Below are 23,547 nucleotides of genomic sequence, written 5' to 3'. Positions count from 1 at the left end.
CCTCCGCTCACACCCTGACGAAAGGCGCAGACGAGCAGTGGCTGAGTACATCTACCAGATGATCAAGGCGCGTAAGGCCCACGGTGACAAGGTCATCCTCGACGACGTCACCATGGCCTTCCTCCCCGGAGCCAAGATCGGCATGGTCGGCCCCAACGGTGCCGGCAAGTCCTCCATCCTCAAGATCATGGCCGGCATCGACCAGCCCTCCAACGGCGAGGCCCGCCTGACCCCCGGCTACAGCGTCGGCATCCTCCTGCAGGAGCCTCCGCTCAACGAGGACAAGACGGTGCTCGGCAACGTCGAGGAGGGTGTTGCCGAGATCAAGTCCAAGCTGGACCGCTACAACGAGATCAGCGCCGCCATGGCGGACCCGGACGCCGACTTCGACGCCCTCATGGCAGAGATGGGCACCCTGCAGGACGCGCTGGATGCCGCCAACGCCTGGGACCTCGACTCCCAGCTCGAGCAGGCCATGGACGCCCTGCGCTGCCCCCCGCCGGACGCCGAGGTCAAGCACCTCTCCGGTGGTGAGCGCCGCCGCGTCGCCCTGTGCAAGCTGCTCCTCGAGGCCCCCGACCTCCTCCTCCTGGACGAGCCCACCAACCACCTCGACGCCGAGTCCGTCCTCTGGCTCGAGCAGCACCTGGCCAGCTACCAGGGTGCCGTCATCGCCGTCACCCACGACCGCTACTTCCTCGACCACGTCGCCGAGTGGATCGCCGAGGTCGACCGCGGCCACCTCTACCCCTACGAGGGCAACTACTCCACTTACCTGGAGACCAAGGAGAAGCGCCTCGAGGTCCAGGGCAAGAAGGACGCCAAGCTCGCCAAGCGCCTCAAGGAGGAGCTCGAGTGGGTGCGCTCCTCGGCCAAGGGACGCCAGGCCAAGTCCAAGGCCCGTCTGGCCCGCTACGAGGAGATGGCCGCCGAGGCCGAGCGCACCCGCAAGCTCGACTTCGAGGAGATCCAGATCCCGCCGGGTCCCCGCCTGGGCAACCAGGTCCTGGAGGCCACCAACCTCAAGAAGGGCTTCGACGGACGCACCCTCATCGACGGGCTCTCCTTCACCCTGCCGCGCAACGGCATCGTCGGGGTCGTCGGCCCCAACGGCGTCGGAAAGTCCACCCTGTTCAAGACCATCGTGGGCCTGGAGCCGCTCGACGGCGGAGACCTCAAGATCGGCCAGACCGTCAAGCTCTCCTATGTCGACCAGTCCCGAGCGGGCATCGACCCCAAGAAGACCCTCTGGGAGGTCGTCTCCGACGGGCTGGACTACATCCAGGTCGGCAACGTGGAGATGCCCTCGCGCGCCTACGTCGCCTCCTTCGGCTTCAAGGGTGCCGACCAGCAGAAGCCGGCCGGTGTCCTCTCCGGCGGTGAGCGCAACCGCCTCAACCTGGCCCTGACCCTCAAGCAGGGCGGCAACCTCATCCTCCTGGACGAGCCCACCAACGACCTCGACGTCGAGACCCTGGGCTCCCTGGAGAACGCCCTGCTAGAGTTCCCCGGTTGCGCCGTGGTCATCACCCACGACCGCTGGTTCCTCGATCGCGTGGCCACCCACATCCTGGCCTGGGAGGGAACCGACGAGAACCCGGCCAGCTGGTACTGGTTCGAGGGGAACTTCGCCTCCTACGAGGAGAACAAGGTCGAGCGCCTCGGCCCCGAGGCGGCCCGCCCCCACCGGGTCACCTACCGGAAGCTGACTCGAGACTGAGCGGCGCCCGCCCGGTTGACCGCATAAGAAGGAGAAGCGCCATTCCCTCAGCCAGACTGCTGGGGAATGGCGCTTCTCGTACTGCTTCAGAAGGCGACTTCATGCGTCTTGTCGGTTGGTGCCGCTTGCACTTAAGGTGCTGCGGGAGGTGTCATGATGCGTAGAAATACCCCAGGACTCATCCCCGAAGGCGGCGTTATCGGGAGGCTCCCGTTCGACGGGCAGTGGCTGACCGAGCGCAGTCCCACACGCCGTGTTCCCAGCCATGGGACTCACCTGTTCGCCACCACGTACGCGTTTGACTTCGTCGCCGTCGACGACGATGGTCTCACGGCTCCAGCACGCAGCATGCGTGCGCTCTTCGCCCCCGAACCGCCAGAGCTCTTCCACGCCTTCGGCCGTCCCCTGTACTCGCCCGTTGCGGGAACCGTGGTCTCCGTTCACGACGGCGAGCCCGACCACGTGGCGCGCCGTTCCGTCCTGACTCGCATCTCGTACGGACTGAGTCAGCCCCAACGAATTCGGTAGGGACTTCCCGCCATCCCCGGAAACCACATCATCATCCAGGTTGCCGAGGGGCCTCATTGCGTGGGGCTCGTACACCTTCAGCGAGGTTCCGTCCAGGTGTCGCCCGGCGACCGGGTGAGCGCAGGCGATCAGATCGGTCGATGCGGCAACTCCGGGAACTCCACGCAGCCCCACCTTCACATCCAAGCGATGGACAGCCCAGATCTCCGTGCCGCGAAGGGGATTCCGCTCCGTTTTGAGGAGTTCCGGCAACGCAGCCCGCAGCAGGGTGCCCCCTGGGCACTTCGGCGACAGTCGTGCCCCGAGCAGGGTTCGATCATCGCTCAGTCTTGAGGCGACGCCACACAACGAGCCTCGGATCCGGCGTGATGATCGGTCGTGGGGCGCTGCGTGCTGATCGTGGCGAGAAGCGGGGGATGGCTCTACGGCACAGTGCGCTGCTCCTGGTCGGGGGCGTACTTCTCCGGCGAGGACTGCGCTTTCCTGCAAACCTCTGGGACCCGGCCGTAGTCGTGTGGGGGAGATGTACGTCCTGGACGGACAACGCAGTTTCCGACCCATACCATCTGACCGTGAGGTCGGCATGTCTGCTCATGATCGCAGACCCTCCCGAGAATGCCAGGTGCTAAACGGTCCTTGTTATGCCGGATAGCGTTCCTCGAACCATGCCACCAAGGTGTCAAGATACGGGGGGCCGGCCAAGGAAGTGCTGGCCACCCTCGATCTGGACGAGCTCGACCCCGGGTGCGCCGACGAACCGGCTGAGGATGCCCAGCGGGACCATTTCATCCTGGTCGCCGCGAATAATCCAAATGGGAATGTCCAACCGCGCCGAATGCTTCTCGACAAAACGTAAGTAGGGCCACTCGAGCACCCCGCGAGGCGTGTTGATCTCGGGTTCTGCCTCCAGCTGCTCATCGGTCACCGAGTACTCGGCCATCATGTCCGGGATGTAGTACTCGAGGTCAAGAAGTGGCGACACCAGCCAAACGCGCTCGAAGGTCCCGGCAGGCGTGTCACACAAGGAGAAGTAGGCCCGAATACTGTGCGCACGCAGACCGATCTCGGTCGACTGGCTGTGGGCCAGCTGCGCGAACATCCGGACCTCAGGACTCGCCTCTATGGGGTTGAAGGCCTTGTCATCCTGACGATTACCGTGGGTGGGCAGATCGAAGGTGATCAGCTGGTCGCCCTGTGAGGCAATCACGTCGCCGCACTGTGCCATGACGGGGTCGCGCTTGTTCGAGAACTGGCCGTGTACACCGATAATGGCCCGTCCACCGGGCTCTCCTCACCTCAAGGCGGGAATTCCGTCGAGGATGAGTTCCTCCGGCTCACAGTCCATGGATCATCTCTCCTTCAGAACCAGAATCCTGTGAACAGCAAAGGCAGTAGTGACTCCTATGGAGAAACCTTCTTCTTAGGCATACCACGCCATAGTGCCGTGAACGATCGCCGCGATTGACGGACCGACGATCATGGCCACCTCTCTGCGTCGGATACCGATGCTGGCATCGACGGCCTGGACCGCCATCGCAGCCACGAGAACCATCCTCACGGTAGTGATGTCCGAAGCTGTGACAAAAGGTGCGACTGCCGTCACCACACCGAGGGGAACCGCTCGAGCCGCATACATCTGAGCAAAGAACCTCTCGCTGGCGCTGACCTCTTGCGACTTGCTCATGATCTGAGGTCGTACGACAGCCAGCAGTGATGACACTGTACTGATTGTTGCGGCGATAGCGTTGAGAACCTGAAGTACGGCAATCGACACCGTGAATCACCTGAGAGGAGAGAAGGATGCGGTGGGCCTCAGCCGGGGATGGCGCTGCCGTCGTCGCCCTCTCCCATGCGGATCCGCCAACGTCCCGAGCCGCCGTCGGACTGGGAACCGGTGGGCATGCGCACCATGCCCTCCTGGGCGATGGTCGACACCAGCCGGCCGGATGAGTCGAAGACCTGTGCGCGCGCCATGCCGCGGCCGCCCTGTGAGGAGGGGGAGTCCTGCACGTAGAGCAGCCAGTCGCCCATGTCGACGTCGCGGTGGAACCACTGGGCGTGGTCGAGGGTCGCCAGGCTCATGCCCTCACTGCGCCAGGACAGTCCCTGGCTTCGCAGCACCGGCTCCAGCATCACCTGGTCGCACACGTAGGCCAGCAGCGCCCGGTGCACGGTCTGTGAGGTCTGCTCCGGGATGCGGCTGCGCGAGCGCATCCACAGGTGCTGGCGACCGCTGCGCTCCTGGGCGGGGCGCAGGTAGAGGTTGCCCTCCACGTGCCTGAGGTCAAAGGCCGCCGTGCGCCCCAGGAAACGCGCCACCGGATGGTCGATGGTACGGAAGATCTCCAGTGCGCTCGTCAAGTCCTCAGGGCGCGGAACTATGGGGGCTCCCACGTGGAGGTCGGCGCCCTCCTGCTCCTCCTGGAAGGAGGTGAGCATCGTCAGGATCGGCGTGCCCTCCTGGGAGGCGGCGGTGCGCCGTTGGGAGAAGGACCGCCCGTCGTGCAGGCGCTCGACGGCGAAAGTGATTGGTGTATCGGGCTGACCGCCCCGCATGAAGAAGGCGTGAACCGAGTGCGGCAGGCGCTCACCGTCGCCGTCGTCCTCCACCGTGGCGGCCGCGGCAAGCATGCCCTGGGCCACCACTTGACCTCCGTAGACCCGGCCCGAAAGCTGGGGCAGGGAGCCCCCGGAGAAGACATCCTCCCCGTCACCCGCCGCCAGGCTGAGGATCCGGGTCACCGACCCGAGGGGCTCCTCCGTGGCGGCGGGGACGGGGTATGGAGTTGTCACAGACCGAGCTCCTCCAGGATCGGCAGCTTGGCGCGCACCGCCGAGCGCGCGTCCTCAGCCGTCGCCGCGTCCAAGGCGATCCTCGCCAGCTCCTGGCACTCGGTGAGCGAGACGGACTTCAGGACGGCGTCGACGTCGGGCAGCGCACGCGCCGTCATGGACAGGGAGGCGACCCCCAGACCCACGAGGACGGCGGCCAGGGCCGGGTCCGCAGCGGCCTCACCGCACACGCCGACCGGACGTCCCTTGGGGGAGGCCCCCTCGCAGGCGGTGCCGATCAGCCGCAGAACGGCCGGCTGCCAGGCCGTGGACAGATCCGCCAGCGAGGACAGCAGACGGTCGGCCGCCATGACGTACTGGGTGAGGTCGTTGGTGCCCACCGAGGCGAAGTCGGCGTGCTCGAAGAGCTTGTCGGCCATGAGCGCGGCAGAGGGCACCTCGATCATCATCCCGGCCGTCTTCAGACCGTAGGAGCGGGCCTTCTGCGTAAAGGCCTCGGCCTCCTCGGCCGTGGAGATCATCGGGGCCATGACCCAGACCTTCGCCTCGGTGGCGGCCTCGGCCTTGGCCAGGGCCTCGAGCTGGTGGTCCAGCACCTCGGGGTCGCGGCGCGTCGTACGGTAGGCGCGCACACCGAGCGCCGGGTTGGCCTCGGTGGCGTCGGTCAGGAAGGGCAGCGGCTTGTCAGCCCCGGCGTCGAGGGTACGCACCACGACCTTCTTGCCGGGGAAGGCCTCTAGGACACCCTGGTAGGCCTCCACCTGAGCCTCGACCGTGGGCTCCTCGGGCTGGTCCAGGAAGCAGAACTCGGTGCGGAACAGGCCGATGCCCATGGCTCCGGCCTCGGCGGCGCTACGGGCTCCGGCCGCGTCACCGACGTTGGCCAGCAGCTGGACCTCGTGGCCGTCCTTCGTGGCTCCGTCGCCGTTGAAGACACGCACGCGCGAGGCGAGCTCCCGTGCCCGGCGCAGAGCGTCCTCGGAGGGGTTGAGGGTGATGCTTCCCTTGGTGCCGTCGACCAGGACGATGTCGCCCTCGGCCAGCGCGTCGGTGACCTTCTCGCCAGTGCCGACGATCGCCGGCATGCCCAGTGCGCGTGCCAGGATCGCGGTGTGGGAGGTGGGACCGCCCTCGGAGGTGATGAAGGCGATGACCTTCTCGGGGTCCAGCAGCGCGGTGTCGGCCGGGGCCAGGTCGGTCGCTACGAGCACGAAGGGCTCAGGCAGGCGGGGGATCCCGGGCATCGGGGACTCGGTCAGGACGGCGACGATGCGGTCGCGCACGTCCTGGACGTCACGGGTACGCTCGGCCATGTAGCCGCCCAGGGACTCCAGCATGGAGGCAAGAGTTCCCGCCGACTCCCACACGGCGCGCTCCGGAACCAGGCGCTTCTCGCGCACCATGGCCTGCGCCGTCGAGGTCAGGGTGGGGTCGGCAGCCATCTGCGCGGTGGTCTCGAGGAGAGTGCGCGCCTCGGCCTTGGCCTCGGCCGCGGACAGCTCCAGGCCCTTCTTGACCTGCTGGGCCGCCAGTGCGATGCGCTCGCACTCCTTCTCGATGTCGCGACTGGGTTCGAGGGTCGCGATCTCGGGCTCAGGAATGGGAGGTGCCATCCTGGCGACGGGGCCGGCCACAAGGCCAGGGCTCACACCGATGCCGGACAGGGTTGTGGAGGTGGTGTCGGACGCTGTCATGTGGTGCTCCTCATCGGAGACGAATGGGGATCATTGCTCATTGTGCCCCGAGTGCGGCCGGAAAGAGATGTTTCCGCCAGGGGAATAACGATCTCCTCTGCGGCCGCGTCAAGGCATCTATCGCGTTCCCGTAAGGTTACGTGAGTGAGCCCCGTCATGCGAGGACGAAGGTTCTCCGGCGCGGTCGTCTGCTGTTCGGCAGGCCCCGCGGCCCGCGTGCGCACGCGTCTTCCTGCCGACCGGAACTCTTCGCCGCAGACGGGGCGGAGGTGGGATAAAGTGATCGCGAGCACGAAGGACCTCAGCTGCCCGACCACGCGCATGACAGACGGGGATTGCGCGAGGGCGGGAACCGGGAAGGAGAAGCCATGAGCACTGCATCAGACATCGTCGCCGGTCTCGGCGGCCAGGAGAACATCACCGATCTCGAGCCCTGCATCACGCGTCTGCGCGTCGAGGTAGCCGATCAGGCGAAGGTTGATGAGGAGGCACTGCGAGCGGCCGGCGCCTTCGGCGTGGTGCGTTCGGGCCGCGTCGTCCAGGTCGTCGTTGGGCCCACGGCGGACAACCTCGCCTCGGAGATCGCAGCTCTCTGAACTGATCGCCCCGTTCCCGGAGGGTCTGCGCGCCCGCCCGGCTCCAGCACCTGCAACGTGGAGCCGGGCGGCCTGCCTTTCCCCGCACAGCGGTGGGGCGCATCTCGGGAAACGGGACCCGATCTCGCCGTCCGCCCCGCTGATCGCCGACCGGCTGCGCGGTCCTGGGTACATGGTCCCGGGCGGCTCGACGGCAGTGGCGCCGTCGTGCGGCTTCACGGTGAAACAGTTGCAGCAAAACGTCAGAAGACGCGGTGCGGCGGGTGCACAACCCTCAGCCGCTAGGGCACACTTGGACACTGCTAGTCCTGCTAGCGCCCGCGTCCCGATCCGACCCATTCATTCCCAGGGGTGATGGCGGAGTGCAACCCCGCACCACGTCCGCTCCATGGCGCTCCATCGCACATCTGCTCACGCAAGGCTGACACACGCACATGAACGAGTTCAACGACGACCTGTTACCTGCTTCCGAGAGCCTCAAGCAACTGGCTGAGGCATACGGTGTCTCCACCGAGTACTGGGACTATCACGGCAACCTTGCCTCACCCTCAAGCGCCACTCTCAGGGCCGTGCTGGCCGCGCTAGGGGTGAGCATTAACTCCGAGGAGGAGATCGGGCGCGCTCTGCGAGAGGTCGAGGACGCCCCTTGGCGACAGGCGCTCGCTCCCACGGTCGTCACACGCGGCGGTGTGGAGTCCACCGTCCCCGTCTACGTGCCCGACGGCGCCAGGGTGCGGGTGCGCGTCGAGCTCGAGAACGGAGATGTCCGTGAGCTGGTTCAGACTGAGGACTGGACCGTGCCCCGTGAGGTGGACGGCGTCAAGCGCGGCCGTGCCTCCTTCATCCTCGGAGCCGATCTGCCTCTGGGATGGCACCGGATCATCGCCGAGGTCAGCCCCGGCTCCACGGACCAGACGGTTCCGCAGGGGGCTCATGCCGCGCCGCCCGCCGACGACGAGGCGGATACCATCACCGTGACCTCGGCGCTGGCGGTCACCCCCAACCACCTCGACCTGCCCGAGTCTCTCGGAGACCGGGGCTGGGGGGTCATGGCCCAGCTGTACTCGACCCGCTCGCGCGGGTCGTGGGGGACCGGTGACACCGACGATCTCACCGAGCTCGCCGCCTTCCTGGGGGACCAAGGGGCCGACTTCCTGCTCATCAACCCGCTGCACGCGGCCGAGCCGGTGGCGCCGATGACCCACTCGCCCTACCTGCCGGTGACACGTCGCTTCGTCAACCCCCTCTACATCCGTCCGGAGAACATCCCCGAGGTGGCCCGTCTGTCCGGCCCCAAGCGCTCACTGGTGCAGTGGGCCTTCGAGGAGGTCAAGGACAGTGACCTCAGCGCCGAGCCGATCGACCGCGACGCGGTGTGGAAGGCCAAGCGCGAGGCCCTCGAGGTCATCTTCGCCGCCGGTCGCTCCTACTCCCGACAGCGAGACTTCGAGCGCTTCCGGGCCGAGCAGGGCGAGGGCCTGGAGCGCTTCGCCCTGTGGAGTGCGCTGGTGGAGAAGCACGGGTCCCTGGAGAACTGGCCCGCCACGCTGCGGGAGGCGGACTCCGCCTACGTCGCCAACGAGGCGCACCAGCTGGCCGAACGCATCGACTTCTTCGCCTGGCTGCAGTGGATCGTCGACGAGCAGCTGGCCCGTGCTCAGGCCGAGGCCCTGGCCTCGGGGATGGCCCTGGGCATCATGGACGATCTCGCCGTCGGAGTGCACTCCCAGGGGGCGGACGTGTGGTCCAACCCGGAGGCCTTCGCCTCCGGAGTCACCGTGGGGGCTCCGCCGGACATGTACAACCAGCAGGGGCAGAACTGGTCCCAGCCGCCGTGGAACCCCGAGTACCTGGCGCGCAGCGCCTACGCCCCTCTGCGTGACATGGTGCGTACGGTCCTGCGTCACGCCGGCGCACTGCGCGTGGACCACATCATCGGCCTGTTCCGCCTGTGGTGGATCCCCGAGGGCATGGGTGCGGATCACGGCGCCTACGTGCGCTATGACCACGAGGCCATGCTCGGCGTCGTCCTGCTGGAGGCTCACCGGGCCGGCGCCGTGGTCATCGGTGAGGACCTGGGGACTGTGGAGCCCTGGGCGCGCGACTACCTGGCCAGCCGCGGTGTGCTGGGAACCAGTGTCCTGTGGTTCGAGAAGCAGCACGACGGCTGGCCCCTCCAGCCCCAGGACTACCGCAGGCTCGCCCTGTCCACGGTCAACACCCACGATCTTCCTCCGACTGCCGGCTACCTGGCTGACGAGCACGTCGATCTGCGTGAGCGCCTCGGCCTGCTCACCGAGCCGGTCGAGCAGGTGCGCACCGAGGCGCGCATCGAGCGCGACCGGATGACCTCCCGGCTGCGCGAGCACGGCCTGCTGGGGGATGCCCCCACCGAGCGTCAGGTCGTCGAGGCCCTGCACCGCTACGTGGTGCGCACCCCCTCGGTGCTGGTCGGCGTCGCCCTGGTCGACGGCGTGGGGGAGCGGCGCGCTCAGAACCAGCCCGGCACCGACCAGGAGTACCCCAACTGGCGGATCCCTCTGGCCGACGGCGCGGGAGAGGTCGTCCTGGTCGACGACCTGCCCGAGAACGCACGTCTGGGCAGCCTGCTGAGCGTCGTACGCGACGAGATGGCTTCTCAGGACTGATTGTCACTCGGTCCGCGGCCACTGCACCCCAGACGGGCCTGAGGTGGGCGAAGTGCTGAGACGCTGTGGCCCCGGCCGTCACCCTGACGGCCGGGGCCACACGCAAGCGGTCGAGGCCTGATGAGAGATGAGACCGGGCCCGCGTTCGGGTCTACGCCCAGGTCATGAGCGTGTCACCGGCTGCCGTCATACGGCCGGGTGACACGGGCTCCAGATCAGTCTCATCACCCTCCAGGGCGATGACGGGGACGATCGGGTTGAGTCCGCCGGCCTCGATCTGAGCCGGTGACCAGCTGATGACGGGGCTGCCTGCATCGATGGTGTCTCCCTCACTGGCCAGGAGGGTGAAGCCGTTGCCCCCCAGACTCACGGTGTCCAGCCCCAGATGGACCAGGACGCTGTGGCCGTCGTCGTTGGTGATGACGTAGGCGTGGGGGTGGATCTTCGTGATGGTTCCGCTGATCGGCGCCAGGGCGCTGACCTCACTCCCGGCACCGGTGTCCGGGGTGATGGCCACACCGGGGCCGACGATCTTGCCGGAGAAGACGGGGTCGGGAACGTCGCTGAGAGCGACGATGACGCCGGATACCGGCGACTGGACGGTCAGGCTCACCGCAGGTCCTCGATGTCCTCCGCGATGGTGTCCGCGTTGGGGCCGACCACGACCTGCACGATGTCGCCGAGCTTGACGACACCGTGCGCTCCGGCGGCCTTCAGGGCCGGCTCATCCACGAGGGAACCGTCCTCCAGCTCGCAGCGCAGCCGCGTGATGCAGGGTTCGATCTCCACGATGTTGTCGAATCCTCCGAGGGCGTCGACGATGCTCTGTGCCTGAGACATGGGTTCCTCCTGGGTCTGCCCGGGTGCTTGCCGGGCTCGGTGGGTAATGGTGCCGAGATGAGGCGTCAGGACATGGTGGAGGTGCAGTCAGGTGCGGCACCTTCGCCGGTACCGGACTAATGGTCCATACCAGTACCCCATGGTACAGGCCGCCCGGAGGTTGTCCAGTACCGACCTGTGTCAGCCCCTCAAGACGACGAGCGGTCCGGGCGAAAGGCGGGTTTGGGGGCGGCCACCGGGACCCACAGGGTGTAGCGGTCGGCGCGGAACAAGGTGCGCGAGTAGTCGATGGCGCAGTGCTCGTGGAAGGTTCGCCGGGTGATATCCAGGGTCGGGGCGCCCTCTGGGACGGAGAGCAGCGCTGCCTCCTGGGCCGTGGCTGCGTGGGCCTCGATCATGTCCTCACCCCACTGCGGCGCCAGGTCGGCGCTGGTCAGCTCGGCGTAGACCGAGAAGTTCGGGCTGGTGCGCAGCAGGTTGGGTAGAAGCGCAGCGGGAATCCAGTTCTCCTCGATCGCCATGGGGATGGCGTTGGCGGTCAGCAGGCGACGCAGGTGGTGGACCTCGGCCCCGGCCTCGAGCTCGAGCGCCTCCGCCACGGTCTCATCGGAGGCGACGGTCTCGGCCTGCAACATGACAACGCCGGGCTCCATCCCACGGCGCTGCATCTCCTGGGTGAAGGAGGTCAGTCGAACCTGCAGGTCGAGCTTCGGGGGCGCCACGAAGGTCCCCTTGCCCTGGTGGCGCTCCAGGATGCCGTCGACGACGAGGGTGTCGATGGCCTGGCGCACGGTCATGCGGGAGACCTCGAACTGCTCGCACAGCTCGCGCTCGGAGGGCACCGGGCTGCCGTTGGCGAGCCCGTTCCTGACCAGGTCCAGCAGGTAATTGCGCACGATGACGTACTTTGCCGGCTTCCTGCCTGCGTTCTTGGGCATGGGACTCCCCTGGTTGACAGTGGGTGGACGCAGCCAGGGCGAGGGGGATGGCTACGACCACTGCTTCCGCTGTGTCGCATTGACTTTCATATCATTATGGCCGACGAGTGTGCCCCGCGCTTGACATTGAAGGTTCTATCGGTTTTTCTGGTGGCACTGGTCCAGACGTGTTCGGTGTCGATCCGTCCCGACTACCACCGTCACGGTGGCTATCTCTGACGCGGCAGTGCTGCCGCGCGATCCTGAACTGGAGAACACTCATGTCAGTCAAGAAGAAGACGGGCGGTGCCTTCGCCCTTGCCCAGCGTCTGGGGAGATCTTTGATGCTGCCCATCGCCACGCTCCCGGCAGCGGGTCTGCTGCTGCGTCTGGGGCAGGCGGACATGCTGGGGGCGGAGGGGCTCGCCGCGAAGGCGTCCTGGTTGCAGCCCGTCGCAGACATCTTCAGTGCGGCCGGTGGGGCGGTCTTCGACAACCTGCCCCTCATCTTCGCCGTTGGCGTCGCCGTGGGATTCGCCAAGAAGGCCGACGGCTCCACCGGGGTGGCCGCGCTGTTCGGCTTCCTCGTCTACCGGGCCGTCACCTGGACCATGTCCCCCATCATCATGGGCAAGCCCGCGCCCCTGAGCAAGGAGGCCCTCGACTGCCTCCACTCCTTCGATCCCGCCACGGGGAAGATCGCACAGGTCGGCCCCTGGAACCAGGGAATCAAGCTCTGTGACATTCCCACTCAGACGCCCATCAACTACGGGGTGCTGGGCGGCATCGTCATCGGCGTCGTCGCTGCCCTGCTCTGGCAGCGCTACTACCGCGTCAAGCTGCCCGACTGGCTGGCCTTCTTTGGCGGACGCCGCTTCGTCCCCATCGTCACCTCCGGTGCCGCTCTTGTCGTCGCCCTGGTGATGTCGGCGCTCTACCCGGCCTTCAACTGGCTCATCAACGAACAGCTCGGCGGCTGGCTCATCAACGCCGGGAACTCCAAGGGCATCGCCGGAGCTCTGGCGGTCTTCGTCTTCGGTACCGTCAACCGCCTGCTCATTCCCTTCGGTCTGCACCACCTGCTCAACTCCGTGCCCTGGTTCCAGCTCGGCTCCTGCCAGACGGCCTCCGGGGATACGGCGCACGGTGACATCACCTGCTTCTTCCAGGGCGTGGACGGCTCGAACTCCTGGACCGGGGGCTTCACGACCGGCTTCTTCCCGATCATGATGTTCGCGCTGCCCGCCGCCGCACTGGCCATCTGGCACACCGCCAAGCCCGCCAAGCGCAAGGCGACCGGCGCCCTCATGGTCTCGGTGGCCCTGACCGCCTTCATCACCGGCATCACCGAGCCCCTCGAGTACGCCTTCGCCTATGTGGCCTTCCCGATCTACGCCGTCCACGCGGTGCTGACCGGTTCCTCCCTGGCCATCGCCAACCTCCTGGGAGCGAAGGACGGCTTCGCCTTCTCCGCCGGAGCGATCGACTACCTGCTCAACTTCGGCAAGTCCGCTGATCTCTCCGGTGGCGTGGTCCGCGGACCACTCATGATCGTCATCATGGGACTGGTCTACGCCGTCATCTACTACTTCCTCTTCAGGTTCCTCATCGTCAAGTTCGACTTCAAGACCCCTGGGCGTGAGGACGACGACGTCGACGCCTTCGCCGCCGCGCAGGACGCCGCCGCCACGTCCACGGGCAAGAAGGCCGCGGAGTCGTCTGGGCGTTGAGAGATTCGGGTGCCGGGATGTCGGGGCCGGCACCTCACGAGTTGGGGCCGAACGCATCATGCGCTCGGCCCCAACTCATGGTGTCGTCGGGTCCTGGACCGGGGTGCGACCCGGACCAGGACCCGAGTCGGCTACTCGACGCTCCGGGCCTCCGCGGCCTGCGCTCTGGCCACGCGCTGCGTGTCGTCGAGGTTCTCGCGCACGATCCGTCGCAATGCGGCCGGGGCCTGGGCGTGGGACTCCAACCATCCCGTCAGGGCGGCGGCCGGGTCGTCAGCGCCCTCCAGGCCCACCGTGGCACAGGACCACAGGCCCGTCAGCAGGTTCTCGGCCATGTGGAAGGTGCGCGAGGACCACACGGAGTCGATGGCCTCCACATACGCCCCCACGAAGGGAACCAGCAGCTCGGGGTGGCGCTCGACATTGGTCAGGCCCCGCAGGACGCGCACCTGGGTCTCATTGGGCATGGAGGCGTCGTCGACAAGGGTCCGCCAGGTGGCCTGCTTCGCCTCCGGGGTCGGAATCGATGCCCGGGCCTCGGCGGCGCGCTCACGTCCCGTGGTCGTGCGGTCCCGGGTCTCCTCGGTGCGGATCTGCTCCTCCCCGCTGCGGCCGGCGGCCACCAGGCCGATCAGCAGGTCCCAGCGCAGGTCCTGGTCGACGTCGAGACCGTCCAGAGCCTGGCTCCCCTCGACAAGCCCGGCGACGACGTCGAGCTGTTCATCGGTGACGGCGTGCGCGGCCAGGGCCCGGACCAGCTGGAGCTGCTTGTCGCTGCCGGGCTGGGCCGCCCGCGCCAGCCCCAGCAGCCGGTCGGCGGTGCCGGGGGCGAGGTCGCGGCGCACGGCCGGGGGCAGGAAACCGGACAGGCAGGTGGTGATACGTCCCAGCAGTCCCTGGATGACCGAGGAATGCTCCTCCACGCCCAGCGCCCGCAGGGCCGCGTCGAGGAATCGGGAGGCGGCGAGCTCGCCGTCGCGCACCATGTCCCAGGCCGAGGCCAGGACGATGGAGCGCGGCAGGGAGTCGGTGAAGGCCTCGATGTGCCCGAGGCCGAAGGACAGTGAGTCCTCATCGAGGCGGACCTTGGCGTAGGTGAGGTCGTCGTCGTTGAGGACGAGGACATCCGCCCGCTTGGTGCCGACCAGCTCGGGAACCTCGGTCAGCTCCCCGTCGACGTCGAGCTCGATACGGTTGGTGCGCTCCAGGCGTGCCTCGGCTCCCTGGCCGGTCAGGGTGTAGCAGCCGATCGCCACCCGGTGCGGGCGCAGCGAGGCCGGAGAGTCGGCGGGGATCTCCTGGCGGACGGCCGCATGAGTGATGAGGCCATCTGCGTCGGTGACCAGCTGCGTGCGCAGGGTCGTCACACCGGCCTCCTGGAGCCACAGGCGGGTCCAGGTACTCAGGTCGCGTCCCGAGACCGCCTCCAGCTCGCGGAGCAGGTCGCTCAGCTCGGCGTTGGCGTAGGCGTGCGCCGCCAGGTAGCGCTGGATGCCGGCGAAGAAGTTGTCACGGCCCACGTATCCCACGAGCGCGGCCAGGACAGAGGCCCCCTTGGCGTAGGTGATTCCGTCGAAGTTGACCTCGACGTCGTGCAGGTCGTGGATCTCCGCGGCCACGGGGTGGGTGGAGGACAGCTGGTCCTGCTTGTAGGCCCACCCCTTCTCCAGGGTCTGGAAGGTCGTCCAGGCCTGGTTCCAGCGGGTGATCTCGGCGGTGGCCAGGGTGGAGGTGTACTCGGCGAAGGACTCGTTGAGCCACAGGTCGTTCCACCAGGTCATGGTGACCATGTCCCCGAACCACATGTGGGCCAGCTCGTGCAGGATCGTCACGGCTCGCCGCTCCACGCGGGCCTCGACGGGCCTGGAGCGGAAGATGTAGTCGTCGCGGTGGGTGACGCAGCCGGCGTTCTCCATCGCTCCGGCGTTGAACTCGGGAACGAAGACCTGGTCGTACTTGGTGAAGGCGTAGGGGGTGGCGAACAGGTCCTCGTAGTAGGCGAAGCCCCGCTTGGTCAGGTCCAGGATCTCCTCTGAGTCCATGTGCTCGACCAGACTCTTTCGGCAGTAGACCCCCAGGGGCACGGTGCGTCCGTCTTCGGCGACGTACTCGTCGGTCGCACCGACATAGGGCCCGGCGACGATGGCCGTGACGTAGGAGCTCATGGGCTCGGTAGGGGCGAAGGCGAAGATGTGGGCATCTCCTGAGCCGTCGGAGGCCTTGGTGGGAGTCGGGTCAGGAGTGGGGGAGTTGGACAGCACCGTCCAGCTCGACGGCGCAGTGACGGTGAAGGTGAAGGAGGCCTTGAGATCGGGCTGCTCGAAGACGGCGAATACCCGCCGGGAGTCAGGGACCTCGAACTGGCTGTAGAGATAGGTCTCGCCATCGGCCGGGTCGGTGAAGCGGTGCAGCCCCTCTCCGGTGTGCATGTAGGCGCAGTCGGCGACGACGACCAGCTCATTGTCCGCGGCCAGATCCTTCAGCGCGATACGTGAGTCCGCATAGACCTCGGCGGGGTCAAGAGGGGTGCCGTTGAGCGTGATGGAGCGGACCGTCGGTGCGACGAGGTCGATGAAGGTGGAGGAACCCGGGGTGGCCGTGAACCGCGCCGTGGTGGTGGAGCCGAAGACCGTCTCGCCGCGCGTGAGATCGAGGACGATGTCATAGCTCTGGGTCCGTACGGTTGCGCTGCGTTCGGCGGCCTCAAGACGAGTCAGGTTCTGACCGGGCATAAGAACTCCTGTCTGCGAGGGATGCGCGGCCCATGGGGGCGCGCCGGGCGATTGTCTCACCTTCTGATCGACACCGGCAGTGCCTGAGGTACGGCACGACGATGCCGGGGGACGACACGTGGCGTGTCGTCCCCCGGCATCGAGGCTGTTCCCATGGACGTGGGAACGTCAGCGGATCAGGTCAGATGCGGCTCAGGCCTTGTTGCGGCGACGCAGCACCAGGGCGGTGCCTCCAGCCACGACCAGGAACGCGGCGATTCCGCCGAAGAGCAGGCCGTTGGCACCGGTACGGGCCAGGGAGCTGTCGCTGTCCTTGGTGGTCTCACCGCCGGCCCGGTTCTCCGAGGAGGAGTCCTTGGCGTTCGAGCTCAAGTTGTTGCCCTTGTCGGCTCCAGCCTTGTTCTCGCCGGCCTTGTTCTCGTCGGCCTTGGCCTGCTTGTCTCCACCGGCCTGCTTGTCGCTGCCGGCGTTGGCATTGTTGCTGTTGCTTCCGCCGTTGTTGCCGCCACCGTTGTTCTCGGTGGTCTTCTTCTCGCTGGCCTTCTGCTCGGTGGTCTTGTCACCGCCGGCCTGCTTGTTGCCGCCACCGTTGTTCTCAGAAGCCGAGCGCTCAGTGGTGTTCTGCTCAGTGGTCTTCTGCTCAGTGCTCTGACGCTCGGAGGTTGAGCGCTCGGTGGTGTTCTGCTCCGAGTTCTGACGCTCGGAGGTGGAACGCTCGGTGGTGTTCTGCTCGGAGGTCTTGTCGCCACCGCCGTTGTTCTCGGTGGTCTTCTGCTCCGTGGTCTTGTCGCCGCCACCGTTGTTCTCGGTGGTCTTCTGCTCCGTGGTCTTGTCGCCGCCACCGTTGTTCTCGGTGGTCTTCTGCTCCGTGGTCTTGTCGCCGCCACCGTTGTTCTCGGTGGTCTTCTGCTCGGAGGTCTTGTCGCCACCGCCGTTGTTCTCGGTGGTCTTCTGCTCGGAGGTCTTGTCGCCGCCACCGTTGTTCTCGGTGGTCTTCTGCTCGGAGGTCTCGGTCTCGGCGGTGGTGGAGCGCTCGGAGCTCGCGATGGTGAAGGTGTGCTGGGAGACCGTGGTGACGGTCTGGCTGGTGGCCGTCTCGCTGTGGTGAGAGCCGGTCAGCACCAGGACGTACTCCCCGTCGGGGGCGTCAGTGGGAGCGGGCAGGTTGCCCGTGAGGTTGCCGTTGGCGTCAACCGTCAGCTCACCAAGGGTGTAGCTGACGCTGGAGTCGCTCTTGCTCCTGAGGAGGACCGTGACCTTCTCGCTGGCGTAGAAGCCCTGGGCGTGGAAGGTGAAGGTCTGGGACTGGCTCTCCGTACGGGCGGAGACCTCGTAGGAGCCGGAGATACGCGTGTCGTCGAAGTAGATCTGCGTCTGCTGCTGCTTGGTGACCTGGGTCATCTCGGTCTTGTCGCCGTAGGTCATGCAGCCGGCGCCAATGGTCCACCCGTCAGTGGTGGTGGCGGTGGTTGTGCCGATGGACTTGATGAGCGCCGCCAGGTCGAGGTCGGAGGTCCAGCTGCCGTCCTCAGCCGCCTCGGTCTTGACGACGTCGGAAACGGAGCCGTCAGGTGCGTACAGCGCGATGCCGACGGTGGCCTGCTTCCCGGTGCAGCCGGTTCCCGAGATGGTGAAGGACGTGTTGGTGCTGGAGGAGGCGAAGGTCTTCTCCTGAGTGATCTTGAAGCTGCTGCCAGCGCTGGTCTTGCCGGGGGCCGGAGTGGTCTCGCCAGTCTTGCCGGGCGTCGGGCTGGGCTGAGCAGGGCTGCCGGGGGGCGTGGTGGCCTCGGCGGTGCTGCTGGGGGTGCTCGAGCTGTTGCTGTTGGAGCTGTTGGCGAGAACGGGGGAGGCAATGAGCGAGGCTCCGGTCATTGCGGCCACCGCGCTGGCTGCGGCCAAGGGGCGTCCAAGACGCATGTGTCCTCCTAGGTCTGACGGGGGAACGATGGTTGCCGGCGATCCGATTCTTCGTCGACTCGTTATCTACCGTAACGATGAATAGGGCGAGGACGTGGGTCTCTGAGGTGATACCAGCCACATGTGGGAGTGCTCTCGCTCACGTGAAAATGTGGGGTGGTCGTGTCGGAAGGGCGACGAAAGGCTGATGTGGCGGGAAACCCTCGGGGTCTCTCCGGTGAGTGACTAGGTGCCCGCTGGCCGACAGGTTTTGGGCCTGTACCCGTAGCCGGCAAGCAGATCACGCGACTCCTGGTTGGGGGAGACGATGATCGACTCATCCCGAGGCCCCGTCGGAAGGTCGATGACCGTCGTGGCTCCGGCCCGTCCGGATTTGGAGGCGCTGCGTCCCAGTGAGACCAGGTCTGCGAGCCCGGTACCTGAGTCCAGGGTGATGTTCCCGGCCACGGTGTGCGCCAGCTGATGGAGCGAGATGGGGTTACTGGCTCTCTGCCCGATGGCGGACAGTGCGGCCTGCATGACGGTGGCCGTGGACTGGCTGCGGCGTTGGGCGCCGTCGGCCTGGCTCATGGCCACCCAGCTGCCGTCGCGCAGGATCTCCGGGTGCCGTGAGCGGACAAGGGCCAGGGTGTCGATCCCGCTGAGCCGGTGGTGGCCTGCGGAGGTGAGGTTCAGGCCGGTGTAGGCGTCTCGAACGGGCTCAGGGATGTCCACCTCAACGCCTCCCAGGGAGTCGATGATGGTGGCGAACTGAGCCATGTCGATGGTCACCAGATGCGTGGTGGGGATTCCCAGGCCGGTGCACAGGGCGTTGACCGTGTTCTGCGGTCCCGGGACGTAGGTGGTGGCCAGGCGGTCCAGCTCCATGCCCTTGCTGTTGACGGTCAGGTCCCGGGGCAGGTTGATGACGGTGAGTCCGTCCTGGGATGGGCGTACCAGGGCGATGACGTCGGCGCGGGAGCCCTCCACCTCCTGAGTGGTTCCGTAGCGGCTCTGGTCTCCCGGCACGGTGGCGCGCGAGTCGGTTCCCAGGATCAGCCAAGTCTCGCCGGCCGTCGGGGAGGAGGTGGAGGGCATGGCGATATCGACGCGTGCGGGGCGATGAACCAGGACGGCCACGTCCGTCCCCAGCGCCAGGGCGGTCGTCATGACCGCAGTGCTCAGGCCGACGACGATCGTGCGTCGCCTCGACCAGCGCCTGATGCCTGTGCCGCCCCGATCTCGACGGCCTCGCAGTGGCTGGAGGGAGGTGGTGTCGGCGGGGTTCCCGGTGGCTTCCGAGGCCTCCGAGGGGGCTGCGCTGTGCTCGTCGTGGGAGGTGGTGTCCATGGTCTCAGTGTCCGCTTCGGGGCGGTGCAGTGTCGTCAGGCGTGGATGCGCGCGCCGTGTGGCGGTGGCGGGATGGAATGAGACCGCCGGGGAGACAGCACGTGCAGTGCTGTCTCCCCGGCGGGAAGGTGTTCCCAGTCAGACTGGGAGGAGGCGATCAGGCCTTACGACGACGCACGACGAGGGCACCGCCACCGATGGCCACGAGGGCCGCGGCAATGCCGCCGAAGAGCAGGCCGTTGGCACCGGTCTGGGCCAGGGGCTTGCCCGAGGTGGAGGCCGCAGGGGTGGCCTCGGTGCTGGCCGGGACGTTCACGCTGCCGTTGGTGGCGGGAGCGGTCGGGCTGGCGGTGGCGCCACCGTTGTCGGTGATGCCGTTGTCACCGTTCTCCACGAGGTCGAGGGAGCCGCCCTTGGCGACGACGGTCTTGTTGGAGCTGCCGCCCTCGCCGTAGCGGTCGCCCTCGATGGTCAGCGTGTACTCGCCGTCATCCACGTTCGAGGGGGCCGGAAGCTCGCCCGTGACGTTGCCGTTGGCGTCAGCCTCCAGCGTGCCGACGGGGTAGGTCTTGGAGGAGTTGGTCTTGCTGACCAGGGTGAGGGTGACCTTCTCCTTGGGGGAGAAGCCCTTGACGTCCACCGCGATCTTCTGAGCGCCGTTCTCGTCGGTGGTGATCTTGTAGGTGCCGTCCACGTCGGTGTCGTCGAAGGCGATGCCCTGCTGGTCCTGGCCCTTCTCCTCGCCGTAGGAGACGCAACCGGCCACGAGGGACCAGCCGTCGTCCGAGCCGTCCGTCTTGGCCTCAGCGCCAGTGGACTTGACCAGCTCGGGGATGTTCAGCGTGGTGGACCAGTTGCCCTCGGCGTCAGGGGTGGCCTTCACGATGGTGGACATCTCGCCCTTCGAGGTGTGGAGGGCGATGCCGACAGCCGCGTCCTTGCCGGTGCAGCCGGTGCCCGACACCGAGAAGGCGGTGTCCGAGGGGTTGACGATGACCTGCTGGTCCTCGGCGAACTTGAAGGCGAGGGAGTCGCCGGCCAGGGCGGGGGAGGCGGCAAGGGAGGCGCCGATGGCGGCGGCCATCACGCTCGCGGCGGCCAGGGGGCGTCCGAGACGCATGAGTACTCCTAGATATAAGGGGATAGGTGGCAACCGGTGAGTCGGGGTGTCACCGCGTTGCCCCCACCCTAGCGTTCTTCAGGGTGAGGTTCCATGGTTTTTTGTGAATGAGGTATCGACCTCAGTCGTGAGTAGTTGTGGATTCTTCTAAGTGGGGCAACGAGTTTCGGACCCTGGGGCTCGAATCCGAGCAACCGGGCCATTTACCAAATAGAGACCCGCTCGTTTGGGGGCAACCACAGGGCATCGTTGGAATCCACCGCGAAGGCCTTGTAAAAGGCATCCACATTGCGCACGATCCCGTTACAACGGAACTCCGCCGGCGAGTGCGGATCGACTGTCAGAAGGAGCTCGGCGTAGTCCGGACGGCTCTTGGAGCGCCAGATCCGTGCCCAGGAGTAGAAGAAGCGCTGCAGGCCGGTGAGCCCGTCGATGACAGGAGCCTCATCCACTGAAGGGATGCCGGCGTCGGCCAGGGCCAGGGAGTAGGCCTTGAGGGCGATGCCCAGGCCACCCAGGTCGCCAATGTTCTCGCCGATGGTCAAAGCACCGTTGACGTGCGGGATCTCCTCCTGCGCCGTGCCCGCGTCCCGGTGCTTGGCGACGACGACCTCGGGCGTGTAGGCGTCGTACTGGCTGATGAGCGCGCTCGTGCGCTCGGTGAAGGCCTCTCGGTCCTCCTGGGTCCACCAGTCGCTGACCTTTCCGGTGCCGTCGAAGGTGGATCCCTGGTCATCGAAGCCGTGGCCGATCTCGTGGCCGATGACGGCGCCGATCCCCGCGTAGTTCACGGCGTCGTCGGCCTGCGGGTCGAAGAAGGGGGGTTGAAGGATCGCTGCGGGGAAGACGATCTCATTCATGGTGGGGTTGTAGTAGGCGTTGACCGTCTGGGGGGTCATGTGCCACTCGTCGCGATCCACTGGCTTGGTCAGCTTGTTCAGCGAGTAGGCCATATCGGCCCGCTCCACGCTGCGCACCGAGGCCAGGACGTCCCCGGGGACGACCTCGACGGCGGAGTAGTCGCGCCAGCGCACCGGGTAGCCGATCTTCGGGGTGAACAGCGCCAGCTTCTCCAGGGCCCGCTCCCGTGTGGCCGGACTCATCCACTCCAACGAGGAGATGGACTGGTGGTAGGCCTCGATGAGCCGACCCACCAGGGCCTCCATCGCCGACTTGTGCGACGGCGGGAAGTGCCGCTCCACGTAGATCTCACCCAGTGCCTCACCCAGGCAGGACTCCACCAGACCGACGCCGCGCTTCCAGCGGGGCCGCAGCTCGTCTGTCCCCTGGAGCGTGCGGCCGTAGAAGTCGAAGTTCTCCTCCACGAAGGCCGCCGACAGCAGGGAGGCCCGTCCGTGAACGACGTGCCAGGCGGCCCAGGCCTGGAGATCCTCCAGGTCGGTCTCCTGCCAGACGCCGGCCGCGTGGGGAAGATAGTCGGGCTGGGTGACGATGGCCTCCTCGAGGAAGGCGGTCTGCTCGACGCCGGCGTCCCGGGCGGCCGCACGGATCCCCTCGCGCCACTCGTCCCAGGGCAGGTTCGGGGCCGAGTCCACGATCTGCCGCCAGGACATCGGGTTGTTCATCTTCTCCACGTCACGGCAGGTGACGCGGTCCCAGTGGCCCTTGGCCAGGGCGGTCTCCACGGCCATGACCCGTTCGGCGAGGTCCTCACCCGAGGCGCCGAAGGAGTCCGTCAGACCCGCCAGCGCCATCATCCTGGCCACGTGCTCAACGTAGGCCTGGCGCAGCGGGGCCTGAGCCTCCTCCCGGTAGTAGGACTCGTCCGGCAGCCCCAGCCCCGACTGCCCCACCCAGCTCGTGTAGCGCTCCGGGTCATTGATGTCCACCTCGACATCTGCGCCGACCACGCCCATGAAGCCGACGGGCGTCATCTCTCCCAGGGCTCGGGCCAACTCCTCCTTGGAGGAGGCGCCCAGCACCGGCGCCAGCTCCTCAGCCAAAGGCTCGGCCCCGAGCTCCTCCAGGTGGGCCTCGTCCATGAAGGCCTCGTAGAGGGCGCCGACTCGGCCCCGGTTGGTGGCCAGGACCTCCGAGGCCCCCTCGGGCGCCACGGAGGAGAACTGCTCGGCGAGCTCCTCGACGATCTGGCGGCAGGCGGCCTCGGCCTCGTCCCGCAAAGTGGTGAAGGCGCCGCTGCTGGGACGGTCCGCCGGGATCTCGGCAGTCGCGAGCCACTGGCCGTTGACGAAACGGAACAGGTCGTCCTGGGGACGCACCGAGGTGTCGGTGTGCGCGGTCTCCAGCACGCCGGCGAGGACCGCGTCGGCGGCAGGGGAACTGCTCGTCGGCTGAGAGTGCTGGGCCGGTGAGTCCGATGCAGGGCCGGTGGGAGTCGGTGAGGTCGCGCAGGCGTCAGTCATAGCGGACACGCTAACCCGCTCCGCTGCTCTCAGGCGCCCCGACGGCGCCCATTGCCTCATGGTGCGAAGCGCTGTTCGCGTGAGGCACAATTCTGCCCATGCGCATCCATATCGCCTCCGACCACGCCGGTTATGAGCTCAAGAGCGCCGTGAGCGCGCACTTGAGGGAGCAGGGGCACACCGTCATCGACCATGGAGCCCACTCCTACGACCCGGATGACGACTACCCCGCCTTCTGCCTGGCCTGCGGGGAGGCCGTCGTGGCCGACGCCGGGAGCCTCGGCATTGTTCTCGGAGGCAGTGGCAACGGGGAGCAGATCGCCGCCAACAAGGTGGACGGGGTGCGTGCCGCCCTGGCCTGGTCGATCGAGACCGCCAGGCTTGCCCGCCAGCACAACAACGCCAACGTCGTCGCGCTGGGCGGTCGTATGCACGATCTGGGGGCGGGCCTGGCGATCATCGATGCTTTTCTCGCCGAGCCCTTCAGTGGCGATGAGCGCCACGTGCGTCGCATCGCCCAGCTCACCGACTACGAGAACCGCGTTCATGACGCCCCAGCCCCAGCGGCTGATCCCACCGGCGCCCCCACCGGGGCCTGA

At 67.2% G+C, this 23,547-nt stretch carries 17 protein-coding genes and 1 pseudogene; 6 read left to right on the top strand and 12 right to left on the bottom strand.

The window, feature by feature from the left end:
* Positions 1–37 precede the first annotated feature (37 nt).
* Together ettA and HW274_RS12915 are read left to right on the top strand one after the other, a co-directional pair.
* A complete protein-coding gene (gene ettA, locus HW274_RS08890; protein ID WP_003786651.1) occupies positions 38–1,720 on the top strand; it encodes an energy-dependent translational throttle protein EttA in 1,683 nt (560 codons plus the stop codon).
* 156 nt (positions 1,721–1,876) lie between these two features.
* A pseudogene (locus tag HW274_RS12915) lies at positions 1,877–2,581 on the top strand (M23 family metallopeptidase).
* A 346-nt stretch (positions 2,582–2,927) separates the two neighbouring features.
* On the opposite strand, the gene HW274_RS08880 reads toward HW274_RS12915, so the two are convergent.
* The 4 genes from HW274_RS08880 to ptsP all read right to left on the bottom strand — a co-directional run bounded on the left by HW274_RS08880 (position 2,928) and on the right by ptsP (position 6,735).
* Entirely contained in the window at positions 2,928–3,455 is a 528-nt protein-coding gene (locus HW274_RS08880) for an alpha/beta hydrolase (protein ID WP_256692545.1), read from the bottom strand.
* A gap of 213 nt (positions 3,456–3,668) precedes the next feature.
* Positions 3,669–4,022, bottom strand: coding sequence for a hypothetical protein (locus tag HW274_RS08875; RefSeq protein ID WP_256692544.1), 354 nt, complete (start codon positions 4,020–4,022; stop codon positions 3,669–3,671).
* 38 nt (positions 4,023–4,060) lie between these two features.
* On the bottom strand, positions 4,061–5,041 hold the full coding sequence (locus HW274_RS08870) for an acyl-CoA thioesterase II (RefSeq protein ID WP_075255032.1): 981 nt from the start codon (positions 5,039–5,041) through the stop codon (positions 4,061–4,063).
* Complete coding sequence (gene ptsP, locus HW274_RS08865; protein ID WP_075255031.1) at positions 5,038–6,735, bottom strand: phosphoenolpyruvate--protein phosphotransferase; 1,698 nt, start codon at positions 6,733–6,735, stop codon at positions 5,038–5,040. Before ptsP ends, HW274_RS08870 begins: the two co-directional genes overlap by 4 nt.
* A 368-nt stretch (positions 6,736–7,103) precedes the next feature.
* On the opposite strand from ptsP, the gene HW274_RS08860 reads away from it, so the two are divergent.
* Both HW274_RS08860 and malQ read left to right on the top strand, forming a co-directional pair.
* Positions 7,104–7,331: a glucose PTS transporter subunit EIIB gene (locus HW274_RS08860; protein ID WP_075255030.1), complete on the top strand. Its 228-nt coding sequence runs from the start codon at positions 7,104–7,106 to the stop codon at positions 7,329–7,331.
* Between the two features lie 434 nt (positions 7,332–7,765).
* Positions 7,766–9,979: a 4-alpha-glucanotransferase gene (gene malQ / locus HW274_RS08855; protein WP_185988620.1), complete on the top strand. Its 2,214-nt coding sequence runs from the start codon at positions 7,766–7,768 to the stop codon at positions 9,977–9,979.
* Between the two features lie 151 nt (positions 9,980–10,130).
* Here malQ and HW274_RS08850 read toward each other — a convergent pair whose 3' ends face one another.
* The 3 genes from HW274_RS08850 to HW274_RS08840 all read right to left on the bottom strand — a co-directional run bounded on the left by HW274_RS08850 (position 10,131) and on the right by HW274_RS08840 (position 11,757).
* Positions 10,131–10,592 carry a PTS glucose transporter subunit IIA gene (locus HW274_RS08850; protein ID WP_185988619.1) on the bottom strand — a complete coding sequence of 154 codons (462 nt, stop codon included), beginning with the start codon at positions 10,590–10,592 and terminating at the stop codon, positions 10,131–10,133.
* Positions 10,589–10,819 carry a glucose PTS transporter subunit EIIB gene (locus HW274_RS08845; protein WP_009397277.1) on the bottom strand — a complete coding sequence of 77 codons (231 nt, stop codon included), beginning with the start codon at positions 10,817–10,819 and terminating at the stop codon, positions 10,589–10,591. The genes HW274_RS08850 and HW274_RS08845 overlap by 4 nt, the downstream gene beginning before the upstream one ends.
* A gap of 188 nt (positions 10,820–11,007) precedes the next feature.
* Positions 11,008–11,757: a GntR family transcriptional regulator gene (locus tag HW274_RS08840; RefSeq protein WP_075405440.1), complete on the bottom strand. Its 750-nt coding sequence runs from the start codon at positions 11,755–11,757 to the stop codon at positions 11,008–11,010.
* Positions 11,758–12,017: 260 nt separating this feature from the next.
* On the opposite strand from HW274_RS08840, the gene HW274_RS08835 reads away from it, so the two are divergent.
* Positions 12,018–13,466, top strand: a complete 1,449-nt coding sequence (locus HW274_RS08835) for a PTS transporter subunit EIIC (RefSeq protein WP_075255026.1) — start codon at positions 12,018–12,020, stop codon at positions 13,464–13,466.
* A 131-nt stretch (positions 13,467–13,597) separates the two neighbouring features.
* Here HW274_RS08835 and pepN read toward each other — a convergent pair whose 3' ends face one another.
* The 5 genes from pepN to HW274_RS08810 form a co-directional block, all read right to left on the bottom strand.
* Complete coding sequence (gene pepN / locus HW274_RS08830; RefSeq protein ID WP_185988618.1) at positions 13,598–16,198, bottom strand: aminopeptidase N; 2,601 nt, start codon at positions 16,196–16,198, stop codon at positions 13,598–13,600.
* A 192-nt stretch (positions 16,199–16,390) separates the two neighbouring features.
* Positions 16,391–18,115: a peptidase gene (locus HW274_RS08825; RefSeq protein ID WP_185988617.1), complete on the bottom strand. Its 1,725-nt coding sequence runs from the start codon at positions 18,113–18,115 to the stop codon at positions 16,391–16,393.
* Between the two features lie 225 nt (positions 18,116–18,340).
* Positions 18,341–19,444 (bottom strand): LCP family protein, encoded by a 1,104-nt coding sequence (locus tag HW274_RS08820; protein WP_185988616.1) that lies wholly within the window; start codon positions 19,442–19,444, stop codon positions 18,341–18,343.
* A gap of 157 nt (positions 19,445–19,601) precedes the next feature.
* A complete protein-coding gene (locus HW274_RS08815; RefSeq protein ID WP_185988615.1) occupies positions 19,602–20,564 on the bottom strand; it encodes an LPXTG cell wall anchor domain-containing protein in 963 nt (320 codons plus the stop codon).
* Between the two features lie 203 nt (positions 20,565–20,767).
* Positions 20,768–22,948 (bottom strand): M13 family metallopeptidase, encoded by a 2,181-nt coding sequence (locus HW274_RS08810; RefSeq protein ID WP_260679040.1) that lies wholly within the window; start codon positions 22,946–22,948, stop codon positions 20,768–20,770.
* A gap of 98 nt (positions 22,949–23,046) precedes the next feature.
* Between HW274_RS08810 and HW274_RS08805 the strand changes: the two genes are divergently transcribed.
* The gene (locus HW274_RS08805) at positions 23,047–23,547 is read left to right on the top strand and encodes a ribose-5-phosphate isomerase (RefSeq protein WP_075255167.1); all 501 of its coding nucleotides are present in this window, start codon (positions 23,047–23,049) and stop codon (positions 23,545–23,547) included.

Origin of the sequence: Actinomyces sp. oral taxon 169, from assembly GCF_013394715.1 — a bacterium.
Classification (GTDB): domain Bacteria; phylum Actinomycetota; class Actinomycetes; order Actinomycetales; family Actinomycetaceae; genus Actinomyces.
This window is presented reverse-complemented; position numbering and strand designations above follow the sequence as displayed.

Bases quoted from the DNA above. Each gene is read 5' to 3' on its own strand.
- HW274_RS08805 (WP_075255167.1), top strand. From the start codon at position 23,047: ATGCGCATCCATATCGCCTCCGACCACGCCGGTTATGAGCTCAAGAGC.
- HW274_RS08825 (WP_185988617.1), bottom strand. From the start codon at position 18,115: ATGCGTCTTGGACGCCCCTTGGCCGCAGCCAGCGCGGTGGCCGCAATG.
- HW274_RS08820 (WP_185988616.1), bottom strand. From the start codon at position 19,444: ATGGACACCACCTCCCACGACGAGCACAGCGCAGCCCCCTCGGAGGCC.
- ptsP (WP_075255031.1), bottom strand. From the start codon at position 6,735: ATGACAGCGTCCGACACCACCTCCACAACCCTGTCCGGCATCGGTGTG.
- HW274_RS08815 (WP_185988615.1), bottom strand. From the start codon at position 20,564: ATGCGTCTCGGACGCCCCCTGGCCGCCGCGAGCGTGATGGCCGCCGCC.
- HW274_RS08860 (WP_075255030.1), top strand. From the start codon at position 7,104: ATGAGCACTGCATCAGACATCGTCGCCGGTCTCGGCGGCCAGGAGAAC.
- HW274_RS08835 (WP_075255026.1), top strand. From the start codon at position 12,018: ATGTCAGTCAAGAAGAAGACGGGCGGTGCCTTCGCCCTTGCCCAGCGT.
- HW274_RS08845 (WP_009397277.1), bottom strand. From the start codon at position 10,819: ATGTCTCAGGCACAGAGCATCGTCGACGCCCTCGGAGGATTCGACAAC.
- HW274_RS08840 (WP_075405440.1), bottom strand. From the start codon at position 11,757: ATGCCCAAGAACGCAGGCAGGAAGCCGGCAAAGTACGTCATCGTGCGC.
- HW274_RS08810 (WP_260679040.1), bottom strand. From the start codon at position 22,948: ATGACTGACGCCTGCGCGACCTCACCGACTCCCACCGGCCCTGCATCG.
- pepN (WP_185988618.1), bottom strand. From the start codon at position 16,198: ATGCCCGGTCAGAACCTGACTCGTCTTGAGGCCGCCGAACGCAGCGCA.
- malQ (WP_185988620.1), top strand. From the start codon at position 7,766: ATGAACGAGTTCAACGACGACCTGTTACCTGCTTCCGAGAGCCTCAAG.